The 3813-nt window shown below is 60.9% G+C and carries 3 protein-coding genes; 1 reads left to right on the top strand and 2 read right to left on the bottom strand.

The annotated features are described in order from the left end of the window. Positions 1-142 precede the first annotated feature (142 nt). Positions 143-1534, bottom strand: coding sequence for an alkaline phosphatase (locus LD28_RS0110435; RefSeq protein WP_033136904.1), 1392 nt, complete (start codon positions 1532-1534; stop codon positions 143-145). An 11-nt stretch (positions 1535-1545) separates the two neighbouring features. After that, positions 1546-2943 (bottom strand): alkaline phosphatase, encoded by a 1398-nt coding sequence (locus LD28_RS0110430; protein ID WP_033136903.1) that lies wholly within the window; start codon positions 2941-2943, stop codon positions 1546-1548. A gap of 323 nt (positions 2944-3266) precedes the next feature. Here LD28_RS0110430 and ylqF point away from each other — a divergent pair. Then, on the top strand, positions 3267-3813 hold a 547-nt coding region (gene ylqF, locus LD28_RS0110425; RefSeq protein WP_033136902.1), incomplete at its 3' end, for a ribosome biogenesis GTPase YlqF.

The following is a 3813-nucleotide window of genomic DNA, read 5'->3' as shown; positions in this document are numbered from 1 at the left end:
TATCGTCGGCATGAAGGGGGAAGGCGAGGGTGCTGCCAAGCAGCCATAACGAAAGCAAAAGTCGCATCATCATCTGTCGCTCGAAAGAGCCGGTGCCCGGGTCGCTGAGCCGATTGCTCAGGTGCACCCGGGCCCCTGCTGCTTACAGGCCGAGCGCCTCCCGCAGTTTGCCAAACACCTTGGTGTTATCCAGCGTGCCCTTGAAGCGGTTGCTGCCGGCGCCATCGGCGAACAGCATGACGTCGCCGCCGCCGTGGGTCTCGGTGCCTAGCTTGACGCCGCTCTCCTGCAGGTAGTCATTGGCCATCACCTGATCGCTGGTGAGGACGGGGCGCACGTCAGTACGGTTGGGGCCGTTACCGAACACCAGGGTGGTGAAGGGCTTGCCATCCACGTCGTTCTGGGTCGAGCCGTCGCCGTTTTTCACCAGATCCAGCACCGGATTGCCCTTGGCGGAGTAGCCGTTAATGGTCATGGTGTGGTCATGGTCGGCGGTGACCACGATCAGGGTATTGTTGAGGTCCACTTTACCGAGCGCCGTCTTGACCGCCTCATCCAGCGCCACCGCATCGGTGAGGGAGCGCTTGGCATTGGTGGCGTGCAGGGCGTGATCGATCCGGCCACCCTCTACCATCAGGAAGTAACCCAGGCTGTTCTGGCTCAGCAGATCGATCGCCTTGGCGGTCATCTCGGAGAGGGATGGCTGGGTATTGGCTGCCCCTTTGGCGACCCGATCCAGCTCGTAGTCGAGGTGGGATTTGCTGCTGAACAGACCGAGCACCTTGCCACTGGTGACCTTGGCCAGTTCACTTTGGGTGGTGACATAGCTGTATCCCTGCGCCTTCATCTCGGCGGTCAGGTCGCGGTTGTCATTGCGACCGCCCTTGTTGCTGGCGCTGTAGGGAGTCCAGTGGCTGGCACCGCCGCCCATCAGCACATCGACCCCATCCCCCAGCGCCTGGTTGAAGCCTGCCCCTCCCGGAACGGCCTGTGCGGCGATCTCATAGGCGGCATCCCGATGGCAGATATGGGAGTAGGTGGCCGCCGGGGTGGCGTGGGTCAGCTCGGTGGTAGTGACGGCCCCGACCGATTTGCCTGCCGCCTTGGCCAGCTCGAGGATGGTGGGCACCGGCTTGCCGTTGTCGCTGCTGCAATTGTTGACGGTTTTGTTGCTGTTGACGTCTTTGCCGGGGGCGACAGCCTTGGTGTCGCTGCTCATGGCGATCACTTCGTTGTTCATCTTGACCCCGGTGGTGTAGGCCGCCATGGAGGGTGCCGAGTCGGTGGTTTGGGCATCGTTGGAGAAGGTCTTGATGCGGGCAGTGCGCGGCAGTTTCATCATCTCCAGATTGCCCTCTTCCCCCACCTTGAACAGGCGGGTGGCGGTGAGGACGGTGGGACCCATGCCATCACCGATAAAGAGAATGACGTTTTTGGCATCGGCGGCCTGTGCCTGAGAGGTTGCGCCCAGCGCACTGAACAGGGCGGCGCAGACCAGCGTGTGCTTGATGGATGTGTTCATCTGTTTGCTCATGAAAGTGCTCCTTACAGCTTGGCCGCAGCCTTGATCTTGCCGAACACGGCGGTGTTATCGAGTGAGCCATGGAAGCTCTCCGCTCCCTGGCCGATGGCGCCGAGGAAGACATCGGTGCCGCCGTGGGTCTCGTTGCCTATCTCGCCCACCTTGACCACCACTTCCTGGTGGTAGTCATTGGCGGAGACGGTGGCATCGTCGAGCGGGGCGACGCTGCTGCGCGGGCCATCCACCCGGTTGTAGCCGTTGCCAAAACCGATGATGGTGTAGGGCATGCCCTCGCTATCCTTGCTTGGCTCGCCAGTCTCGTAGTTCTTCACCAGCCCGAGTACGCCGGGGTTGTCGGCGGTGGTCTTGCCGGTGCGCTTGGCATAGCCGTTGAGCACGAGCGTATGGTCGTGGTCGGCGGTGACCACGATCAGGGTGTTTTTCAGCTCGGGGTCGCTCTTTTTCACCTCGTCGATAGCAGCCTTGATGGCGTTGTCGAAGGCGATGGTGTCCTGCAGCGCCCGCTTGGCGTTGGTGTCGTGCAGGGCGTGGTCGATGCGACCCCCTTCCACCATCAGGAAGTAACCCTTCTCTTTGCCCTTGAGCTGCTTGATGGCGGCCAGGGTCATCTGGGCCAGTGACGGCTCGCTGGCGGGGCGGTCCAGGTCATATTTCATGTGGCTGGAACCAAACAGACCCAACAGCGGCTTGCCCGCGTCGACCTTGTTCAGCTCATCCAGATTGCTGGCAAATTGATAGCCTTTGGCCTGCATTTCGCTGATGAGGTTGCGGCCATCCTCCCGCTTGCCCTTGTCGGCTTTGGGCAGAAAGAAGCTGCTGCCGCCACCGAGCACCACATCCAACCCCTCCTTGAGGGCGCTGTTGTAGCCTTTGCCACCCGGTACCAGCTGGGCGGCGATATCCGCCTCCAGATCCCGGTTGCAGATATGGGCATAGGTAGCCGCCGGAGTGGCGTGGGTCACCCGGGTCGTGGTCACCACACCGGTAGCGCGGCCATCGGCTTTGGCCAGCTCCAGTAGGGTGGTTACCGGCTTGCCAGCACTCTTGCTGCAGTTGCTCTCCTGAGTGGCGTCGCTGTCCATGCTGATGACGCCGTTGTTGCTCTTGACCCCGGTCATGTAGGCGGACATGGAGGGGGCCGAGTCAGTGACCTGTGCATCGTGGGAGAAGGTCTTGATAAAGGCCGTCTCTGGCAGGGTATCGATGGTCAGATCGCCCTCTTCGCCGACACCGTAGATGCGGGCCGCCGTCAGGGTGTTGAGGCCCATGCCGTCACCGAGGAAGAAGATGACGTTGGTGGGCTGGACGGCGGGCTTGGTCGCTACCGTGTCATTGTCTGATTTGCAGCCGGCGGCCAGGGCGGCGCCGATCATCACTGCAACTCCTGCCATTTTTCTCATTGGGGTTCGCTCCTTGTAAAACCTGAGCGCAGCCTAGAGGGGGGAGATGACACTTTTACTGACTATCGGTGACGGTTGTGTGAAAAGACGATGGAAATGTTACATTATATCAATGTTTTATCTATCAATTGAGCGGGTTGGTCTGCTCGTTTCCGGCAAGGTTGCTCCACCTTGGCGGTTTGCTGATTTGATCAGGTGATGGCTAGAATGACCTGTCAAAATGGGTCCGCAGCAGGTAAAATGCGCCCCCTTCGTTCGATGCCCGCGGCAGAGCGCCTGTTGTTCCATGCGCGCGCCCGCAGCCCCCACAGAGAGTAACGGATATGTCCATCAACTGGTTCCCCGGTCACATGCACAAGGCCCGCAAAGAGATTGCCGAGGTCATGCCCCAGGTCGATGTGATCATCGAGATGCTCGATGCCCGCATCCCCTTCTCCAGCGAAAACCCGCTGGTGCCCGAGCTGCGTGGTGATACCCCGGTGATCAAGGTGCTGAACAAGGCGGACTTGGCCGATCCGGCGATCACCGATCTGTGGGTGGCGCACATGGAAAAAGAGAAGGGGATCAAGGCGCTGCCGCTGACGCAACAAGAGCCGGAGAAGATCAAGCAACTGCTGACTCTCTGCCACGAGATGCTGCCGGAGCGCAATTTTGAGCTGCGCGGTGTGCGGGCGATGATCATGGGGATCCCCAACGTGGGCAAGTCCACCCTGATCAATACCCTGGCGGGGCGCATCATCGCCCGCACCGGCAACGAGGCGGGGGTGACCAAGTCCCAGCAGCGGATCAAGCTGGATAACAACGTCATCCTGACCGATACCCCGGGTTTCCTCTGGCCCAAGCTCAACCCACCCTCTTGTGGTTATCGTC

Origin of the sequence: Aeromonas finlandensis (assembly GCF_000764645.1) — a bacterium.
Lineage (GTDB): Bacteria > Pseudomonadota > Gammaproteobacteria > Enterobacterales > Aeromonadaceae > Aeromonas > Aeromonas finlandensis.
Note: the sequence above shows the minus strand (reverse complement) of the source record. Positions and strands in the feature narration are given on the sequence as shown.